This is a genomic window from Streptomyces populi, assembly GCF_002911015.1.
Classification (GTDB): domain Bacteria; phylum Actinomycetota; class Actinomycetes; order Streptomycetales; family Streptomycetaceae; genus Streptomyces; species Streptomyces populi.
Genome location: NZ_KZ626990.1, coordinates 1 through 17,990 on the forward strand (window position 1 = coordinate 1; position 17,990 = coordinate 17,990).

Consider the following 17,990-nt stretch of genomic DNA (forward strand, 5'->3'; position numbering starts at 1 on the left):
CAGCCGCACCGTGGTGCTGCGCATGGACGAGGACGGCCGCCCCGACCCGGGGGCCTACATCGACGACAAGGTCTACGACCCCGAACGCGTCGACGCGGTGATCCGCCACGGCGCCAGCGAGGTGTGGACGGTCACCAACACCAACACCAAGGCCGCGCACAACTTCCACATGCACCTGGTGCAGTTCCGGGTCCTCGAGCGCGGCGGCGCCGCGCCCGGACCCGCCGAATCGGGCCTGAAGGACACCGTGGTGCTCCAGCCCGGCGAGACGGTCAAACTCCAGGCGACCTTCGACACCTATGCCGGCCGGTTCGTGTACCACTGCCACATGCTCGACCACTCGGCGATGGGCATGATGGCGACGATGAAGATCGGCTGACCCCGGGCGGCGGCCGCCTCGAGGTCACCTCTTGGTGGCCATCAGCAGGTACTCGTGCGCCCGGTTGGACACCATCGGGTCGTCGCCGCCCACCGGCCTCTCGTAGAGGTGGATGCGCTCGTCGCCCAGGGTCAGACGGCGCGAGAGGACCCGCGCCGCGTCCCAGGCCAGCGGCACGAACGCCCCCTCGATCCGCCGGTTCTGCACGGCGATGACCGCGTGCGCGCCGGGCCGCATCACCTGCGCGATCCGCGTGAACGCCTCGTCCAGCGCGTCGAGATAGACGTCGTACTCGCGCAGGGCGTACAGCTGGCCGGGATCGGCCGAGTCCGTGTCCAGGCCGGTGCCGAAGTACGGCAGGTCGCACAGGACCAGGTCCACCGAGTCCGCCTCGAGCGGCAGCGCGCGGGCGTCGCCGCACCGCATCTCCTGGCCCGGGTACGACGCCAGGCGCCGGCCCGCCTCCTTCGCCCGCTCGGGGTTCACCTCGAACCCGATGCCGCGCCGGCCCTCCACCGAGCAGGCCACCAGCGTGGTGCCCCAGCCGGCGAACGGGTCCAGGACCAGCTCGCCCGGCTCGCTCAGCTCCCGTACCAGCGGCCGCAGCTGACTGACCAGACCGGCCTGCCCGGCCGCGGCGGGCAGGGCGTGCTCGGGCTCCTCCGCCGGCACCGTCCACCAGCTCTTGACACCCACGTGCAACCTCCGTCATCCATCGCTGAGTTGTAGGTCCGTCACCGGACCGGCGGGCCGGTGCGCGGTGTCCGCCTCCTCGGGGGGCAGCGGATGCACCGACGCCCGGGGCAGCCGGCGCTCCAGGGCCAGGACACCGGCGGACGAGACCGCCACCCCGGCGGCCAGCAGCAGCCACATCCCGGCCGCCGACGCCGACAGCAGGGCGGTCAGCACCGCGGGCGCCAGCGCGATGGGCACCGCCCAGGACAGCTGGTACACCGCCATGTGCCGGCCACGGGTCTCCTCGGGCGCCGCGCCCGCCACCAGGGCCGAGGCCGTGGCCCCGTGCAGCAGCTCGCCGGCGGTGAACAGGGCGGTCGCGCCGAACACCCCGGCGAGCAGCACGGTGTGGTCCGACAGGGTGCTCAGGGCGGCGTACGCCAGGAAGGACAGGGCGAAGATCCCGGCGCCCGCGGACACCGCGCGGGTGCGCCGGACGCGGACCAGGGCCCGGGTCACCGGGATCTGCAGGAGGGCGATCCCGGCGGTGTTCACCGCGTACAGGACGCCGACCAGCGAGTCCGCCGCGTCCAGCTCCTGGGTGAGGTACACCGGCAGGCTCACCGACAGGACCATGTAGCCGAAGGCCGTGGGGATGTTGAGCAGGCTCAGGGCCAGGAAGGGACGGTTGCGCACCACCAGGCGGTAGCCGCCCGCGGGGGCGGCCCGCGGGCCCTTCGGCGCCGTGTCGCGGGCGGTGGGGATGGAGCGCATGCACACGGCGGCCGCCAGATATCCGGCGGCCGCCGCGAGCACGATCACGTGGTACGCCGAGTCGCTGTCCAGCGCCAGGACCGTGCCGGCCAGCAGGCCGCCCGCCCCCAGCCCGGCGTTGCGCAGGCTGCGCTGGGCGGCCAGCAGCTCGTCGCGTTCACGCCCCTGCACGATCTCCGCGACGAACGACTGGACGGACGGCGGGTAGGCCATGTCGCCGAACGCGACCACGAGGACCACCGCGAACATGACGCCGCCGCCGTGGGCCAGCGGATACGCGCAGAACCCGGCGGCGCGCAGCAGATACCCGCCCACGACCACGGTGCGGGCGCCGAACCGGTCGATGAGCACGCCCGCGACGGGATTGCTGACCAGGCTGATCACCGCGGCCGTCGTCATGACGGCGCCGACCCGGGTCAGCGGCAGACCGGTGACGTGATGGAAGTACAGCAGGGACAGGGGCAGGTACATGCCGCTGCCGACGGAGTCGACCACCATGCCCAGCATGTACTTCGCCTTGACGGCCTTGACCGTCATGACGGCCGGGAACTTCCTCACGCCTTCGCCTCCCGGCCCTCGCCGTCGGGCAGGGGCACGATCTCGGTGTCCGCCGTGATGCGGGCGCCGAGCTCGCGCAGCCTGCGCTCGCACTCCTCGCGCGTGGGCGCCGAACCCACCGCGGCCGTCAGGAAGTCCGCGGAACCGGCGGCCGGCGCGATGACCTCGCCCTCCCGGGCGAACAGCCAGAAACCCCGCACCCAGGCCTCCCCGGGCACCCGCGGCAGCCGGCGCACGAGACCGGGACGCTTCATCGTCAGGACCTGCCCCGACATGCCGCGCGGCCGGGGAAGCGACCCGTCGGCCGCGGGCGCGGCCCCCGGCACGGCCAGACCCGCCTCCACCCGCGTCACGTACGCGCCCAGGTGCACCCCGAACAGGGTGTGGAAGACCTCGCGGATCTTCGCGCCGCCCGACCGGCAGGCCGCCTCGCACAGCACGAGCCGGTCGTCGGGGGTGTGGAAGACCTCCATGTGGAAGGCGTGGTCCCGCAGCCGCGAGCCGGGCCCGGACAGCGCGTCGATCACCTGCCGGGCCAGCGCGAGCAGCCGGGGCGTGAGCGGGTCGTCCACGTCCAGGGTCACATCCACCCGCGGCCCCGGGTCGGAGCCGAAGGACGCCAGGTCGTACTGGTACTGGGACGGCCAGGCCGCCGCGACCTTCCCGCCGGCCACATAGCCGTCGACGTGGCACATGCGGCCCGGCACGAACTTCTCCAGCAGCACGTCGTCGCGTCTGCCCGCCGGATACGTCCGCGCCAGCGCGCCGTTGAGGTCCGCCCGGCTGCGGCAGATGCGCAGCCCGACCGAGTTGTAGCCGCTGCGTTCCTTCAGGACGAGCGGGAAGCCGTGCACGGTGGCGAACCTGCGTGCCTCGTCGGCGGTGCGCGCCAGTGTGTGCACGGCGACCTCGATGCCCGCCGCCCGCGCCAGTGCCTTCATCAGCAGCTTGTCGCGGTAGGGCTCCACGTCCGCGATCCACGCGCCGGCCAGGCCGAGGCGTTCGCGCAGCGCCGCGGCGCGCAGCACATCGGCCTCGTGCAGGGCCACGACGTGCGTCGTGGCGAACTTCCGCGCCAGCTCGAGGGCGCGTTCGTCGACCGCCGGGTCGTCGAAGTCGTCGAACACCTCCAGGCGGGTGAACCCGCTCTCGTCCTCGGACGGCCGCTCGCCGTCCGGCTCGAGCCTGTCGCGCGCGGCCAGCACCACCACCTCCCCGTCGTGGCCCGCGAGCCACTCGCGGTAGGGGAAGGGCCGCAGCGGATTGCGGTGCAGGACCAGGACGCTCATACGGAAACCTCCGCGCTCTCCGCGCTCTCGGTGCCGGCGGCGGTGGCCACGCGGGCCAGCGCCTCGGTGCCGTCCGCCAGGGTCAGCCGGACGCGGACCGTCTCCCGCACGAGCCGCGCCCCGCGGGCCACCGCGGCCGTGGTGTCGGCGCCGGTCACGGCGACGAGGCCGAGCCGGTCCCAGTTGTCGCGCACGGGCCGCACCGCGGCACCCGGCTTCGCGCTGATGCGCACGTCGATGACGTCGGCCAGGCGCAGCGCCTCGGCGACGCCCTCCACCGCCCTGACCGTGCCCGCGTCGCCGACCAGCGCGCGCACGCTCGCGCCCGCGTGCGCGCGGGGCCGTTCGGGCAGTTCGCCGGCCAGGCGGAACGGCCAGGCGAGCGCGAGGGTCATCAGGTCGATGCCGTAGGCCGCCTCGACCAGTTCGGGGATCGCGTCGCCCGCCACCCGGTTGTGGCTCTCGATGACCCGCGGGCCCCCGGGGCCCAGGCGGATCTCGGTGTGGCAGACCCCGTCCCGCATCCCCATCACGTCCAGGAACCGGCACACCGTGCCGCGCACGCGCTCCTGGTCCGCCGCGTCCAGGCGGGCGGGCACCGCGTGACCGAGCTCGGCGAAGTGCGCGGGATCGGTGAACTTCTCGGTGATCGCCACGACGACGTGACGGCCCGCGAAGCTGAACGACTCGACGCTGAACTCCGGCCCGTCCACGTACTCCTCCATGAGGAAGTCCCGCAGGACGAACAGGGTGGAGACCCGGTCGGTCCTGGTGCCGGCCAGGGCCCGCACCGCACGCCACACCCGCTCGGCGTCCTCGGGCCCCTCCACCCGCTGGACACCGATGCTCGCCGTCGCGTCGGTCGGCTTGACGATGAACGGATGGCCGGCCAGGGCGCCGAAGGCGGCCAGGTCGCCGCGCTCGCGCAGCGGCGCCGCGCGCACCGCACCGGCCGGATCGTGCGCGGCCAGGTGGCGGCGCATCACCGCCTTGTCGCGAAAGCGCAGCGTGACCGCGTGGGAGGTGCCGCCGAGGCCGAACAGGTCGTTGATCCGCGCCGCGTTCTCCAGGCCCGGCTCGGTCAGCGAGAGCGCCAGGTCGAAGCCGGGCTCCGCCCGGAGGCGGCGCGCGAGCGGCTCGACGAGGTCCCACCGGGTGTAGTCGAGGACCTCGACCGCCTCGGCCAGGCGCCGCTGCCCGTCGCTGACCTTGGTGGGGTGCTGCAGCAGCAGGACGCGCAGGCCAAGGGCCGCGGCCTTGGCGACGGTCTCGTCGGTGGCGCCGACGAGCAGCACCGTGCGGGCGTGGTTCATCGGCCTCGGCCCCCCTGGCCGTCCTGCGGCCACCAGCTCAGATAGCGCTCCCCGCTGTCGGGGAAGAGGGTCGCGACACTCGCGCCGGACAGATCGTGGCGGCGGGCGAGTTCGATGCAGGCGTACGCCGCCGCGCCCGCGGACACCCCCACCAGCAGACCGGTCGTGGCGGCGATGGCACGGGTGGTGGCGGCGGCGTCCTCGTCGGCGACGGTGATCACCTCGTCGATGAGGTCCACGTCGGTGACGGGACTGGTGAATCCGCCGTTCAGGCCCGGTATGCGGTGCGGTCCCGGTTCGCCGCCCGACAGCAGCGGCGAACCGGCCGGCTCGACGGCGACGACCCGCAGGCGCGGGTTGCGCTCACGCAGCGCCCGGGCGCAGCCGGTCAGGGTGCCGCCCGTGCCGACACCGCACACCAGGTGGTCGACCCGGCCGCCGGCGGCCCGCCAGATCTCCGGGCCCGTGGTCTCGTAGTGGGCGCGGACGTTGGCCGGGTTCTCGTGCTGGCGGGCGTACCACGAACCGGGGATCTCGGCGTGCAGCTTCTCGGCACGCTCGACGCAGCCGGCGAAACCGGTGTCGGGGTCGGTGAACTCCACGTCGGCGCCCAGCATGCGCAGCGTCAGCACCCGCTCCCCGGAGGCGTTGGCGGGCAGCACGACGACGCAGCGGTAGCCGCGCGCGGCCGCCAGCGAGGCGAGCGCGATCCCGGTGTTGCCCGAGGTCGACTCGATCACCGTGGTCCCCGGCACGAGCAGCCCCGCCTCCTCGGCCGCGCGCACCATGTACAGGGCCGCCCGGTCCTTGACGCTGGACAGCGGGTTGGCGCACTCCAGCTTCGCCAGGACCCGGGCGTCGGCCGGGATCCCCGCGAGCCGCAGCCGCAGCATCGGGGTGTTGCCGACCAGGTCCTCGAAGGACTCGGCGACGGCGCCGTAAGGGGCGTAGGGCATGGCGATGGCTTCTTCCGCTCGGGTTCCCGCCTCGGCGGCACACCGGTCTCGTCGGCAACGTAAAAGCCCAACCTCCTTGCCCACAAGGCGAGTTGACCGTTCCCTCAGTGGTTCTCGAGCGATCCTCCAGGCTCCGGGCGCATTCCACCGCCTCTTGAACCGCACCCGAGCCGCCTTGGACACCCTCTGGTTCCAGCCACCTGGGCACAGCTACCGGGATTCGAACCAGGGAGGTTCCATGGCTGCGGCCATAGACCGGGACACCGACGGAAAATGCCTGACCGACCTGCTGGCGGAGCAGATCCGCTCCCGCCCGCACGAGAGCGCGGTCGTCAGCGGGAACCGGACACTGACCTACCGCGAACTCGGCCACGCCGCCCGCGAGACCGCCGCCCTCCTGCACCGCCGGGGCGTACGCGTCGAGGACCGGGTGGGCGTCTTCCTCGACGCCTCGGCGGAACTGGTGACCGGCGTGTGGGGCATCCTTGGCGCGGGCGGGGCCTACCTCCCCCTCTCCCCGGACTACCCGGACGAGCGGCTGCGCCACATGATCGAGGACTCGGGCGTCCGCCTCGTGCTCACCCGGCCCGAACTGGCCGCACGCCTGACGGCCCTCGCGCCGCCCCACGTCACCGCGCTCACCCCCCAGGACACCGAAGACGCCACACACCGCCCCGGCGCACCCGGACCCCGGGGACCGCGGCCCGGCTCCCTCGCCTACGTCATCTACACCTCCGGAAGCTCGGGCAGACCCAAGGGCGTGATGATCGAACACCGCGCCGTCGTCCACCAGTTGCGCTGGCTCCGCGACCACCAGGGCCTGGGCGCGGACAAGACCGTGCTGCACAAGACACCGGCCGGCTTCGACGCCGCCCAGTGGGAGATCCTCGCCCCCGCCTGCGGGGCCAAAGTGGTGATCGGCGAGCCCGGCATCCACCGCGACACGGCCCGCCTCATCGACACCGTCGTCGCCCACCGGGTCACCACCCTGCAGTGCGTCCCCACCCTCCTCAAAGCGCTCCTCGACAGCGACGACATGGCCCGGTGCACCTCCCTGACCCAGATCTTCAGCGGGGGAGAGGCACTGTCGCACGCCCTGGCCCGCCAGTGCCTGCGGACCCTGCCCGACTGCACCCTGACCAACCTGTACGGCCCCACCGAATGCACCATCAACGCCTCGGCGTTCACCGTCACCGCCCCCGCCCTCACCGCCCCCGCCGGCGCCGGCCGGGCCCCGCGGTCCGTGCCCATCGGCACACCCGTGCCGGGCCTGCGCGCCCATGTCCTGGACCCCGGGATGCGCCCCCTGCCACCCGGCCGCACCGGCGAGCTGTGGCTCAGCGGCGTCCAGCTGGCCCGCGGCTACCTGAACCGGCCCGGCCTGACCGGCGAACGCTTCGTCCCCAGCCCCTTCGGCGACCCGGCCCCCCACGACCGGCTGTACCGCACCGGCGACCTCGCCTCCTGGAACACCGACGGCACCCTCCAGTTCACCGGGCGCGCCGACAACCAGGTCAAACTGCGCGGCTTCCGCATCGAACTGGAGGAGGTGCGCCTGGCCATCGAGGCCCACGACTGGGTCAAGAACGCCGCCGTCTGGGTCCGCGACGACGCGCGCACCGGCTCCCCGGACCTGGTCGCCTGCCTCGAACTCAGCCCGCGCGAAGCCGCGCTGATGGACCAGGGGCACACCGCCGCACACCACCTGTCCAAGGCCTCCCGCCTCCAGGTCAGGGCCCAGCTGTCCAACCCGGGCCTGCGCGAGGACGCCGCCCTGCGCGGCCGCCCGGCCGTGGACCTGCCCGGCGCCGAGGAGACGCCACCCCAGCGCACCCGCGCCTTCGCCCGCAAGACCTACCGCACCTACGACGCCGCGAGCCCCGCCCCGCAGGACATCCTGGACGCGCTCGCCCGCCGCGCCCGCCCCGCCGAGCCGCGCGAACCCAAAGAACTCACCCTGGACGAACTCGGCTCCCTGCTCAGGGAGTTCGGCCCCTACCACAGCGACGAGCGGCTGCTGCCCAAGTACGCCTACGCCTCCCCGGGCTCGCTGTACGCCACCCAGCTCCTCCTGGAGACGACCGGCGACATCGCCTCACTGGCACCGGGCGTCTACTACCACCACCCCCACCAGCACCGGCTCGTCCGCGTCGCCGACGCCCGCGAACGCCTGGCACCCCCCGGCCTGCGCCTGCACTTCCTGGGCCGCGACCAGGCCGTGGAGCCGGTCTACAAGAACAACATCCGCGAGGTCCTCGAGATCGAGGCCGGCCACATGCTCGGCCTGTTCGACGAGATCCTGCCCGCCCACGGCCTGGGCCTGCGCGCCGCCCCCTTCGACCCCGAGGACCGGCACCTGCTCGACTGCCCGCCCCGGGACCACTACCTCGGCTCCTACACCCTCACCCCCTACACCCCGCCCGACCACCTCGCCGACATCGACGTCTACGTCCAGATCCACCCCGGCAGCGGCACGGGCCTGCGCAGCGGGCTCCACCACTACACCGGGGGACGGCTGCACCACCTCACCGACGACATCGTCCTCAAACGCCACGTCGTCGCCATCAACCAGCACACCTACCAGCAGGCGAGCTTCGGCATCACCGCCGTCAGCCGCACCGGCGAGGACTGGCGCCGCTACATCGACCTCGGCCGCTTCCTGCACCACCTGCAGGCCAACACCCAGCACCTGGGACTGATGTCGGCGGGCTACAGCTCCCGCACCGGACACGACCTGCCGGCCGCCCGCCGCATCGACGAAATCCTGACACGCCACCGGCGGCCCACCGGCGCCTCCTACTTCTGCGTGGGCGGCAGGATCAGCCAGGAACAGATCACCCACGAAGGCATGAACGAGGACACCGTCCACATGAAGGGGCCCGCCGAACTGATCAAGGACGACCTGCGGCGCCTCCTGCCCGAGTTCATGGTGCCGCACCGCATCCTGGTCGTGGACCGCCTGCCCCACACCGCCAACGGAAAGCTCGACACCCGCGCCCTGGCAGCCCACGCCGACACCGCCGCGGACGACCGGCCACCGGTACCTCCCCGCACCCGCACCCAAGAACGCCTGTGGCGGCTGTGGAGAGCGGCACTCGGACGCGAAGTCCTCTCCATCAGGGACGACTTCTTCGCCTGCGGCGGCAACTCACTGACCGCCGTGACCCTCGTCAACCGGATCAACCGCGAGTTCGACACCACCGTGCCCCTCCAGGTCTTCTTCGAGGCGGCCACGGTGGAAGAACTCGCCCGCCACATCGAAGCAGCGAACGGCACCCGCCCCGCCCCACGCCTGCTGCCGCTGAACACCCGGGGCGAGGGACCGCCCGTCTTCTGCTGGCCCGGCCTCGGCGGCTCACCGATGAACCTGCGCCTGATGGCCGAACGCTGCGCACCGGCCGGCGGCCCGCCACGGCCCGTGCACGGCATACAGGCCCGCGGCCTCAACGCCTTCGAGACCCCCCACACCTCCCTGGCCGAGATGGCCGCCGCCGACGTGGCAGCCATCCGCCGCACGAGCCCCGAGGGCCCCTACACCCTGTGGGGCTACTCCTTCGGCGCGCGCGTCGCCCACGAAGCGGCCCGGCAGCTGGAACGGGCCGGACAGCGCGTCGAACACCTGCTGCTGCTCGCCCCCGGCTCACCGCGGCTGCCGGGACCGCCGTCGTGGACCGCCGAACGCGCCGACTTCACCGACGACACCTTCCGCACCGTCCTGCTGTCCGTCTTCACGGGGACCGTCTCGGGCCCCCTGACGGCCGCCTGCCTGCGCGAGAGCCGGGACCAGGAGAGCTTCGTCCGCTTCGTCACCCGCTCCCTGCCCGCCCTGGACGAGGCGACGGTGCGGCGCGTCGTCACGGTGGCGCGCACGACCTACGGCTGGCAGCCCGCCCCGCACCGCCCGGCCGCACCGCTCACCGTGGTGACGGCACGCGGCGACGAGCCCTCCTTCCTCGAACGCGGCCCGGCCCCCGCCCGCCCCGCGGCCCCGGCCCCCGTCTTCGTCCGCCTGGACAGCGACCACTACGGGATGCTCCGCGACCCGGGAGTGGACGAACTCGCCAAGGTCGTGGCCCGCCACACCCCGGCACGGGCGCGCTGAGCCCCACCGGTCCCCGCGGCCGCCCGCGGGGCCGGTCCCGCGGGCGGGCCGACAGCGCCCGGCGGAGGTCTCAGCGGCCGAGACCGGACAGCCCCTCGCCCAGGACGTTCGCACCCAGCAGGAGCAGCACGATCACCGTGATCACGGTGCTGTTGGCGACCATGAACCGTCTGACCCCGTCCAGGAACGACGCGGCGCGCCGTCCTCCGGCGAGATGGGCGGCGACGGCGGCGAGCACCGTGCAGGAGGCGACGAGCACGAAGACGGTGATCGCCGCGACGAGGCCGACGTCATGGGCGCCGGCCTCGACGACCGAGGTGGCGGCCGACGCCGTCAGGACGAGATTCTTCGGATTCGCGCCCGACAGCAGCGCCCCCAGGAGCAGCGCCCGCCCGGCCGTGGCGTCGTCGAGCGAGGCCGTCCAGCGGGGCGGCTCTGCCTGCTCGCCGGCGCGCGGGCGCTTCCACCACGTGCGTGCTCCCAGCACGACGAAGGCTCCTCCGGCCAGGACCCGTCCCCGGTCCGCGATCGCCGAGGACGTGCTGCCGGGAGTGTCGGCCCCGCCGAAGAGCACCGCGACGAGCGCCGCCGTGACCGCGAGGCCGGTGACCCACCCGGCCGCGAACAGCAGGCCGTTGCGGCCACCCCGCGCGCCGGACAGGATCAGGACGATCCCGATCAGCGGGAAGGGACCGAGCGCGATCGCCAGCGCGGCCGGCAGCATGGCCCCCATCGCCTGGCTGAGCACCCGATCCCTCCGGCATCCACGGCGTGACCGGCTCTCGCGCCGGCGGCATCCCGATGCCGCCCCGGCAGGAGCCCTCGCGCCGTGCGAACTCGCCGACGTCACCCTTCTGCGGAACGGGCCGCCCCCGGCGGAGCGCACTCCTCCGGAGGGACGTTCCCGGATCGGCCGGTCCCTCCGGGGAGTCGCACCCCCCTCTCGCCTCCCGGGAGCACCTGGGCCCCGAGGCCAGATGCTCCCCTGCCCCTACGGGCGCAGGTGTTCCAGGAGGGGCAGGACCGAAGCCGCCCCGCTGACGGTGAGCAGCCAGGCCAGCAGAACGAGAGAGACGGACAGGTGCAGATGCCGCCCTGCCCTGAGCTCAAGGCCCTGGCGGCCGAGGGTCAGGTTCCATGTCGGCGGTTCATTGCTGTGTTCAGGCATGGGCGTGTCTCCTGTGCGACCTCGACCGGATCGAGGGAGGTGATGGTTCGGTGAGCCCATTGGAGACGGCCGTGCGGTGCGGTGACCAGCAATCAGAAAGGACCCGCTCAACCTCGAATCCTGCAACGCAAACACCGAACCTCGGCTGTTTTGACCGAACGGGTCCATGATTCGCGGTTGTTCGGTGTAGTTCGCTGAATCTCGTGAAAGTTCGAGACCCGGCTTCTAGCCTTGTGGCCGTACCGGGGGAGGGGGTGGCTGTGTCGGGTGCCGGCGACGAGGCCCTCATCGAAGCTGCCGAGCTGGCCAAGGCGCAGTTCGTCGACGCGCTCATGGCCCTCTACGTGGACTGCGGCGCCCCGGCGCTTCGTCACCTTTCCCAGAAGGCCGAGGCGCAGGGCCGCGTCACGCTCGCAGCCTCCTCGCTGTCAGAGGTCCTGAAAGGAAAGCGGCTCCCCAGCAGCGACTTCACGGCCGAACTCCTCAGGCACCTGGACGGGGAACCTGATCTCGCGGAGGCCGTAAGACGTTCGTGGAAGACCGCCTACCTGACCGAAAAGCGGGCAAAACCGGCGAGATCCCGTAGCCGGGCCCTGGCCGCCGACCTGCTCCTCCGAGCACAAGAAGCCCTGGCCGAAGCACACGCGCAGGCCCACCGGCTCACCGACGACGCGCGTGCGCAGGCCGAGGCGTTGCTGCGCCGGGCCCGCACGGACGCCGAGCGGTTGCTGAACGCGGCCTCGACGCAGGCACAGGAGGTCACCGAGCACGCGGAGCGGTGGACGAGCTCGGCCGGGACACGGCTGCGGGAGGCGCAGGCCGAGGCGGACAAAGTACTGTCCGAGGCCGACGAAGCGGCGGCCAGGACGATCGCGAACGCCGAGTCGGCCAACGAGCAGCGTACGCGGACGGTGAAGGAGCAGGTCGCCCGGCTGGTCGGTGAGGCGACGAAGGAGGCCGAGGCCGTCAAGTCGGAGGCCGAGGCCGCCAGGTCGGAGGCCGAGCGGTTCGTCGAGGACGCCCGTGCGCAGGCGGAGGCGATCGTCGCGGAGGCCGAGGAGAGAGCGCGCGTTCTCACCGCCGAGGAGGCCGCCTCGCAGCTCGCCAGGGCTGCCCGTATAGCCGAGGACGTGCTGAACAAGGCGTCCGAGGACGCCAGGGGGACGACGAAGGCGGCGGCGGAGGAGGCGGAGCGGATCCGTGCGGAGGCGGAGCGGATCCGCGCGGAGGCCGAGACCGAGGCCGACCTGCTGCGTGCCGAGGCACACGGCATCGCCGAAGACCTCTCGGGCGCGGACGCGGCCGCCGCCAAGGAGTACCGCCTCAAGGCGGTCGAGCTGCAGGCGAAGGCGCGGCGGCTGCGTGGCGAGGCCGGACAACTGCGCGCCGACGCGGTCGCCGAGGCGGAGCACATCCGCGCCGAGGCCCGGCGCGAGACCGTCCGGCAGATCGAGGAGGGCGCGCGGGTTGCCGAGGAACTGCTCGGCAAGGCGAAGGCGGACGCGGACGAGCTGCGGCAGACCGCCACGGCGGACGGCGAGAGGATCCGTGCCGAGGCGGTCGAGCGCGCCACGGCGCTGCGCCGGCAGGCCGAGGAGACGCTGGAGCGGGTTGGCGCGGAGGCCGAGGAGGTGCTGGAGCGGGCCCGCGCGGAAGCCGAACGGTTGGACCTCGAGGCCCACGAGAGCGCGGACCGGATCCGCTCGGAGGCGGCGGACACCCTCATCGCCGAGGCGGTCTCGGAGGTCCGACGGCTGCAGACGCAGGCGGAGGCGGAGGCCGAGCGGCTGAGGTCGGAGGTCCGCGAGAGCGCGGACCGGGTACGGGCCGAGGCGCAGGCCGAGGCCGGGCGGCTGGTCGCCGAGGGCGCCGAGACGCTGGCGGCCGCGCGGGAGGAGGTCGCCCGGCTCCGCCGCGAGGCCGAGGAGATGTCCGGTTCGATGCGCCAGGAGGCCGCCGCCGACGCGCGCGAACAGGCCGCGCCACCTGACGCACCGCAACCCGAGCCGTCCGACGACGGCCGGCCGCTGCTGGTGTGGCCAAAGCCGGATGCGGCCATGGGGCATGCGCTGCACGACCGCGGCTACCGGCCCGTCCTCGTGACCTCCGGGAAGGAGCTCGACGCGCAGATCGCCACCTCCCCGGCCGCATTGTTCGTCGACCCGCTGACCGGCCCGATCACCCGTACGGCGCTGCAGTCGCTGCGCCAGGCCGCCGTCGCCGCCGAGGTGCCCGTCGTGGTGACGGCGGGACTCGGACAGGCGACCCGCGAGGCGGCGTACGGCGCCGACCCGGCCGTCCTGATCCGGGCGCTGGCCCCGCGGGACAGCGACCGGCACCCGCCGCGGATCCTGCTGGTCGAGGAGCAGGACGAGGTGGCCGCGGCGTTGACGGCGACGCTGGAGCGGCGCGGGATGCAGGTCCACCGCGAGGTGAGTGACGCGGACGGCGCGACGCAGGCCGGCCGGCCGAAGCCGAACCTGGTGATGATGAACCTGACGCAGATGCCCCGCCGGGCCGGCACCGTGAACCGGCTGCGCGCGAGCGGACAGCTCCTTCGCGCCCCGCTGGTCATCTACACGGCCGCCGTCGATCCGGCGTATCTGCCGCACCTGGCCGACGGACAGAGGGTGCTGTTCCTCGCCGAGCGCTCCACCGGCCCCGCGGTGGAGGACCGGATCATCGGCCTGCTGGCCGAGATCGGCGCCGACTAGACCGAACCCGGCCGCTGCCAGGGCGCGATCACCCCCAGGGCCGCGCCCGCGGACGCGACCGTGCCGGCCGCCGGCACTTTGTCACGTCACGGTGTGTCAGTAGCCGGTGCCGCGTTTGACCTGGGTCCGTTCGTTGTCGTGGACCGCGCCCTTGTCGTCCAGCGTGCGGCACGCGTCGGCGATGTCCTGGCCCAGGCGGTCGATCTGCTCGCGGCTCATGGTCTCCTTGACCAGGGCGCGCATGATCTTCACCCGCTCCGCGTCGGGCGGCAGCGTGTAGGCGGGCACCATCCAGCCCCGCTCGGCCGAGAGCTGCCAGGCGATGTCGGACTCGTCGTAGGTGTGCTCGCCGGCCAGGCGGAAGGCGACCAGCGGCAGTTGCTCGAGGTCGCTCCCGATCACTTCGAAGCGGCCGCTGTCGCGCAGGTTGTCCGCCAGGGCGCGGGCGTTCTGCTGCATCATCTTCATGATGTAGGTGTAGCCCTGACGGCCGAGCCGTACGAAGTTGTAGTACTGCGCGAGCACCATCGACGCGCCGGTGGAGAAGTTCAGCGTGAACGTCGCGTCGGTCTTGCCCAGGTAGTTCTCGTAGAACACGAGGTCCTTGGCCAGGTCGGACTCCTCGCGGAAGACCAGCCAGCCGATGCCGGGGTAGACCAGGCCGTACTTGTGGCCCGAGACGTTGATCGAGCGGACCTGCTCGAGCCGGAAGTCCCACGCGGAGTCCGGGTAGAGGAAGGGCCACACGAACGCGCCGCTGGCGCCGTCGACATGGATCGGGATGTCGAGGTCCCGCTTCTCGCGGACGTCCCGGAGAAGCGCGTCGATCCCGACGACATCGTCCTTGTGACCGGTGAACGTGGTGCCGAGGACGGCGACGACACCGATCGTGTTCTCGTCGAGACGGGGCTCCACGTCCTGCGGCCCGATCGTGTACTTGCCCTCGGCGAGCGGCACGATCCGCGGCTCGACGTCGAAGTAGCGGCAGAACTTCTCCCACACGACGTGGACGTCTCCCCCGAAGATCAGGTTGGGCCGGTCGGCCGGCAGACCGGCCGCCTGACGGCGCTCGCGCCACTTCCACTTCAGCGACAGCGCCCCGAGCATGATCGCCTCGGACGATCCCTGGGTCCGGCAGCCGGCCGTCGGGCCCGGCGCGTGGAAGAGGTCGGCGAGCATGCGCACGCAGCGCTGCTCGATCTCGGCGGAGATGGGGTACTCCGCATGGTCGATGAAGTTGCGGTGGAGGTTCTCGGCGATCAGCCGTTGCGCCTCCGGCTCCATCCACGTGGTGACGAACGTGGCGAGGTTGCGCTGCGGGTCGCCCTCCATGGCGAGATCCACATCCACGAGCCGCATCGCGTCCGTCGCGGTCATGCCTTCCTCGGGAAAGGTCTCCGAGGGGGCCGCCCTGGTCAGGAACCGGTTACCGAAAAGAGCTTCTTCGTCACGTTTGGTCATGTGGCGATTCAAGCAGCGCCGGAGCCCGCCACGGGCGAGGGGCGCCCCGAACGGAAACCGCGCGTCGGCTCCTCGGCGGCGGCCGCTACGGGCCGGGAGCGAGATCGCGGCCGGACCTCCTTCCGGCCGGCCCCGCCCCCGCCCGGGAGCGGTCCGCGCCCGCCCCGGGCCCGGCGGAGCAACTCCGCCTGGCCCGGGCCGGGTTCGGCCGGACGGGAAACCTCTCACCGCTGATGCGAAATCCTCAACCTTCATGAGGAAAACCCATAGTCCGAGGTAGAATGAGGGTATGGGAATGTCTCTGGCGGAGCGGGTGCGGGTCACCGTGGCGGCGCTGATGCACGCCAGCGGTGACTCGCAGGAGCGGCTGGCCGGGGTGCTGGGGGTCACGCAGGCCCAGGTGAGCCGCCGTCAGTCCGGCACCGCGGCCTGGAGCCTCGAGGACTGCGACCGGCTGGCCGCGCACTACGGCATCGACGTGCTGGACCTGCTGGCGGGCCCGAGCCGGGCCTGCGAGGCGCTGCCCGACGCCCGCCGCGCCCAGCGGCAGCAGGCCGTGAGCATGCTGGAGAGGAGGCGGTGATGGCGCGGTTCGACGCCGTCGACGCCCTGCTGGCCACGGTCCGCAAAGAGGCCGAACTGCCCCCCGCCGAGGAACGCCGGGCCCTGCGCGAGGCACTGAACCTCTCCCGCGCCCAGGTGGCCCGCGCCCTTGGGGTGAGCCCGTCCACGGTCGGCGGCTGGGAGACGGGCCGCGACCCGGCCGGCGACGTCCGCGACCGGTACGCCTACTTCCTCGACGGCGCCCGGGCCAGGCGCGCCGCCCTCGACACGGCCCCCGCCGACGCCACCGGCAGCGCCGAGGAGGCCGAGCGGACCGCCGACGGCGAAGGGGCCGCTCCGGCCGCCGCGCACGACGAGCAGGACCGGTCGGCGCCGGGCATGCCGGAGGCGGACGACGTCGAGACACTGGCCGCGCCCCGGCCGTGCGTGCTGTGCGGACAGGACGCCCGCCACCAGGTCGCCGGCTTCCCCCAGCACCTGGACCCCGCCGAGTGCACCGCCCCCGCGCCGCCCGCGGTGGCCCTCGAGCCCCCGGCCTCCGTGCCCGCGGCCCCCGCACCGGACGCCCGTCCCGGCCAGGCGCGGACGGCGCGGACAGTGCAGACGGTGCGCTCCGCCGGCCGGGTGCAGACGACCGCGGACGTCCCGGACCTGATCGCCGACGCCGTCACCGCGGCTCTGGCCGAGCACCGGGGCGATGTGGAGGCCGCGACCGCCGCCCTGGTCAAGCGGGCCATCCCGAACGCGATGACCCTGCTGGACGCCACCCGCAAGGGCGGCCGCTACGACGTCGTCGCCCACCCCTGGGTCCCCGACATCCTGCGCAAGCCCACCGCCAGGGGCGCCGACCGGATCTGGGAGGCCCGCCCGAAGTGGACCCGCCCCGAACTGCCCGCCGGCCGGCACGAGGTGACCGGCCTCGACATCAACGGCGCCTACCTGTCCGCCCTCAAGACCCACCTGCCGATCGGACAGCTCGAACACTCCGAAGGCAACACCCACGACCGGCGCCGCGCCGGCGTCCACCTGATCACCCCGCCCGCCTGGCACCACCACGAGGTGCTGCCCAACCCTTTGGGCGACCGCGACGAGGACGGACCGCTGTGGGTCACCGAACCCACCCTGCGCCTCCTGCTGCGCCTGTCCGGCCCGAAGTACGGGCTGTGCGAGGCGCCCGAGATCCATGAGTCGTTCACCTCGGGCGCGACCGAGAACCTGCTGGAGAAGTTCCGCACCGCCCTCAAGGACGCCCGCGACCGGGCGATCGCCGAGGACGACGAGGTCACCGGCGAGTACGTGAAGGCGATGTACTCCAAGTTCGTCTCCACGATGGGGGAGTCGAACTACAACCGCGAGCTCTGCCGCCCCGACTGGATGCACCTCATCCGCAGCCAGGCGTTCGCCAACCTGTGGACCAAGGCCTACAAGGCCCACGACGAGGGCCTGATGGTGGTCGGCGTCCAGGGCACCGACGAACTCCACGTCATCGGCGACTGGCGCCGGATCTTCGCCGAGGGCCGCGGCGTGACCGAGGTGAAGGTCAAGGACACCTACACCGCCGGCACCGGCACACCCGACGACAGCACCGCCACCGACTAGGGAAACCGGACATGCCCGAGCGCACCATCGATTTCGGCAAGTACGGCGCCAGGGGGGCCAAGGGCCACCACCTGGTGGCCCGGCAGCTGGACTCCCACGTGGCCTACATCGTCGCCCCCCTCACCACCGGCCGCGGCCTGCTGGCCCGCCTGCACTACCTCACCCGCACCGCACACGCCCTGGCCGCCGCCCGCGCGGCCGGCCTGTCCGCCACCGACCGGACGATCGCCGCCTGGCTGAAGGGGGAGCGCCGCCCCTCGAGGAAGAACCTCGCCGCCATCGAGGACACCTACCGCACGGTGCGCCGCCACAACGTCGCCCGCTACCTGCTGGCCCGCCTCAACCGCGAGGGCCGCGGCACCCGCGTGGAGATCCACCCCCTCAACCAGTCGCACGTGAACCGGCCCCTGCAGCGGGTCCTGGAACACCGCACCCTCA

Annotated in this window: 13 protein-coding genes and 1 pseudogene; 6 read left to right on the top strand and 8 right to left on the bottom strand. The window is 73.1% G+C overall.

The features are described 5' to 3' along the window. A partial coding sequence (locus tag CW362_RS39020) for a multicopper oxidase domain-containing protein (protein ID WP_162684377.1) occupies positions 1-379 on the top strand: 379 nt, incomplete at its 5' end. Between the two features lie 24 nt (positions 380-403). On the opposite strand, the gene CW362_RS39025 is transcribed toward CW362_RS39020, so the two are convergent. The 5 genes from CW362_RS39025 to CW362_RS39045 are packed head-to-tail and all read right to left on the bottom strand — an operon-like array spanning position 404 to position 5,944. Beyond that, a complete protein-coding gene (locus tag CW362_RS39025; protein WP_162684378.1) occupies positions 404-1,075 on the bottom strand; it encodes a TRM11 family SAM-dependent methyltransferase in 672 nt (223 codons plus the stop codon). A 12-nt stretch (positions 1,076-1,087) separates the two neighbouring features. Continuing rightward, positions 1,088-2,386 carry an MFS transporter gene (locus CW362_RS39030; protein ID WP_240658283.1) on the bottom strand — a complete coding sequence of 433 codons (1,299 nt, stop codon included), beginning with the start codon at positions 2,384-2,386 and terminating at the stop codon, positions 1,088-1,090. After that, positions 2,383-3,675, bottom strand: a complete 1,293-nt coding sequence (locus CW362_RS39035) for an ATP-grasp domain-containing protein (RefSeq protein ID WP_103554331.1) — start codon at positions 3,673-3,675, stop codon at positions 2,383-2,385. The genes CW362_RS39030 and CW362_RS39035 overlap by 4 nt, the downstream gene beginning before the upstream one ends. Next, positions 3,672-4,988 carry an ATP-grasp domain-containing protein gene (locus tag CW362_RS39040; RefSeq protein ID WP_103554332.1) on the bottom strand — a complete coding sequence of 439 codons (1,317 nt, stop codon included), beginning with the start codon at positions 4,986-4,988 and terminating at the stop codon, positions 3,672-3,674. Before CW362_RS39040 ends, CW362_RS39035 begins: the two co-directional genes overlap by 4 nt. Then, positions 4,985-5,944, bottom strand: coding sequence for a PLP-dependent cysteine synthase family protein (locus tag CW362_RS39045; RefSeq protein ID WP_103554333.1), 960 nt, complete (start codon positions 5,942-5,944; stop codon positions 4,985-4,987). Before CW362_RS39045 ends, CW362_RS39040 begins: the two co-directional genes overlap by 4 nt. A 238-nt stretch (positions 5,945-6,182) precedes the next feature. On the opposite strand from CW362_RS39045, the gene CW362_RS39050 reads away from it, so the two are divergent. After that, a complete protein-coding gene (locus CW362_RS39050) occupies positions 6,183-10,046 on the top strand; it encodes an amino acid adenylation domain-containing protein (RefSeq protein ID WP_103554334.1) in 3,864 nt (1,287 codons plus the stop codon). A gap of 70 nt (positions 10,047-10,116) precedes the next feature. On the opposite strand, the gene CW362_RS39055 is transcribed toward CW362_RS39050, so the two are convergent. Both CW362_RS39055 and CW362_RS43610 read right to left on the bottom strand, forming a co-directional pair. Continuing rightward, on the bottom strand, positions 10,117-10,794 hold the full coding sequence (locus tag CW362_RS39055) for a GAP family protein (protein WP_103554335.1): 678 nt from the start codon (positions 10,792-10,794) through the stop codon (positions 10,117-10,119). A gap of 243 nt (positions 10,795-11,037) precedes the next feature. Beyond that, complete coding sequence (locus CW362_RS43610; protein ID WP_162684379.1) at positions 11,038-11,214, bottom strand: hypothetical protein; 177 nt, start codon at positions 11,212-11,214, stop codon at positions 11,038-11,040. A 701-nt stretch (positions 11,215-11,915) separates the two neighbouring features. Between CW362_RS43610 and CW362_RS45080 the strand changes: the two are divergent. Next, a pseudogene (locus tag CW362_RS45080) lies at positions 11,916-13,193 on the top strand (hypothetical protein); the annotation flags it as partial. 831 nt (positions 13,194-14,024) lie between these two features. Here CW362_RS45080 and gad read toward each other — a convergent pair. After that, a complete protein-coding gene (gene gad, locus CW362_RS39065) occupies positions 14,025-15,389 on the bottom strand; it encodes a glutamate decarboxylase (RefSeq protein WP_103554337.1) in 1,365 nt (454 codons plus the stop codon). A 289-nt stretch (positions 15,390-15,678) separates the two neighbouring features. Here gad and CW362_RS39070 point away from each other — a divergent pair, with 289 nt between their 5' ends. The 3 genes from CW362_RS39070 to CW362_RS39080 form a co-directional block, all read left to right on the top strand. Beyond that, on the top strand, positions 15,679-15,972 hold the full coding sequence (locus CW362_RS39070) for a helix-turn-helix domain-containing protein (protein WP_103554338.1): 294 nt from the start codon (positions 15,679-15,681) through the stop codon (positions 15,970-15,972). Continuing rightward, positions 15,972-17,552 carry a helix-turn-helix domain-containing protein gene (locus tag CW362_RS39075; protein WP_103554339.1) on the top strand — a complete coding sequence of 527 codons (1,581 nt, stop codon included), beginning with the start codon at positions 15,972-15,974 and terminating at the stop codon, positions 17,550-17,552. Before CW362_RS39070 ends, CW362_RS39075 begins: the two co-directional genes overlap by 1 nt. Positions 17,553-17,563: 11 nt before the next feature. Then, positions 17,564-17,990, top strand: a 427-nt coding sequence (locus tag CW362_RS39080; protein WP_103554340.1) for a transcriptional regulator, incomplete at its 3' end; no start/stop codon positions are given.

What these genes read in the sequence shown, in the direction of transcription:
- CW362_RS39035 (WP_103554331.1), bottom strand. Translation starts at nt 3,675, where the DNA reads ATGAGCGTCCTGGTCCTGCACCGCAATCCGCTGCGGCCCTTCCCCTAC.
- CW362_RS39040 (WP_103554332.1), bottom strand. Translation starts at nt 4,988, where the DNA reads ATGAACCACGCCCGCACGGTGCTGCTCGTCGGCGCCACCGACGAGACC.
- CW362_RS39045 (WP_103554333.1), bottom strand. Translation starts at nt 5,944, where the DNA reads ATGCCCTACGCCCCTTACGGCGCCGTCGCCGAGTCCTTCGAGGACCTG.
- CW362_RS39050 (WP_103554334.1), top strand. Translation starts at nt 6,183, where the DNA reads ATGGCTGCGGCCATAGACCGGGACACCGACGGAAAATGCCTGACCGAC.
- CW362_RS43610 (WP_162684379.1), bottom strand. Translation starts at nt 11,214, where the DNA reads ATGCCTGAACACAGCAATGAACCGCCGACATGGAACCTGACCCTCGGC.
- gad (WP_103554337.1), bottom strand. Translation starts at nt 15,389, where the DNA reads ATGACCAAACGTGACGAAGAAGCTCTTTTCGGTAACCGGTTCCTGACC.
- CW362_RS39070 (WP_103554338.1), top strand. Translation starts at nt 15,679, where the DNA reads ATGGGAATGTCTCTGGCGGAGCGGGTGCGGGTCACCGTGGCGGCGCTG.
- CW362_RS39075 (WP_103554339.1), top strand. Translation starts at nt 15,972, where the DNA reads ATGGCGCGGTTCGACGCCGTCGACGCCCTGCTGGCCACGGTCCGCAAA.